Annotated in this window: 1 protein-coding gene; it reads right to left on the bottom strand. The window is 75.3% G+C overall.

Features of this window, described 5'->3' with window-relative positions; all coding sequences use genetic code 11:
- The coding region (locus PROKR_RS09270; protein ID WP_036962373.1) for a serine hydrolase domain-containing protein at window positions 1–1,115 on the bottom strand (1,115 nt) is incomplete at both ends.

Below are 1,115 nucleotides of genomic sequence, written 5' to 3' on the forward strand. Positions count from 1 at the left end.
CAGCGCGGCGCGCGCCGCACGCCCACGACGCCGATCGTGACGGAGGCGAGCAGCAGGGCGCCGAGCACCAGGTCGGCGGTGTGCGTCCCGTCGGCGGCGTCGGGGGTCTCGCCGCGGGTGAGCGCGACGAGCCCGTCCAGGGCGGTGCGGGTGACGTCGGTGAGGCCGGCACCGTTGGTCATGACGGCGATGCCGTACCCCGTCGCCGGGTCGATCCACTCGACGGCGCGGTAGGTCATGACGAAGCCCGAGTGCCAGGCGGTGCCGTCGTCCTCGGTGTGCCAGCCCAGGCCGTAGGGACCGGCCGCCGACGGCGTGTGGGCGGCGTCGAGCGTGGCGGGTGCCACGAGCCGCGGGCCGTTCCCGGTCTGGGCGATCAGCCAGCGGCCCAGGTCGTCGGCGGTGGTGATGACCCCGGCGCTGCCGGTGTCGTCGAACCATGCGGGTTCCTGGCGCGGCACCCACGCGCCGAGGAGTGAGGTGTAGCCGGCGGCGGGCCGCACGACGTCGTCGCGGGTGGCGGTGCCGGTCATGCCGAGCGGCTCGAGCACGCGCTCGGCCAGGAAGTCGCCGAACGCCTGCCCCGAGGCCACCTCGACGAGCCGGGCGGCGACGTCGAAGTTCACGTTGCAGTAGTGGTAGGCCGTGCCGGGGTCGGTGGCCAGGGCGTCGTCGTGCAGGCGGGCGACATAGTCGGTGCGGGACGTGGCCTCGGCGAGGTCGGCGACGTCGACCGTGGTGTCCGAGAACCCGGAGGTCTGGTCGAGGAGCTGCCGGACGGTGATCTGGTCCACGCGCGGGTCGGCCAGCTCCAGCTCGGGGAGCTGGCGGGTGACCGGGGCGTCGAGGTCGATCGCGCCGTCCTCGGCCAGGACCAGCACGGCCATCGCGGTGAACGACTTGCTGACCGACGCGATCCGCATGGGGGTCTGCGCGGTGACCGGCGCGCCGGTGGAGTCGTGCCCGTACCCGGCGGCGTGGACCACCCGGTCGCCGTGCGTCACCACGGCGGACAGGCCGGGCACCCCCGAGGCCTCGTGGAGGTCGGCGAGGTAGGCGTCGATCGCCTCGGGGGTGGGTCCGGCCGGTGTCGCGGCGGCGGGGCCGGCGCCCGC

It is taken from the genome of Promicromonospora kroppenstedtii DSM 19349, from assembly GCF_000515355.1.
Taxonomy (GTDB): Bacteria; Actinomycetota; Actinomycetes; order Actinomycetales; family Cellulomonadaceae; genus Promicromonospora; species Promicromonospora kroppenstedtii.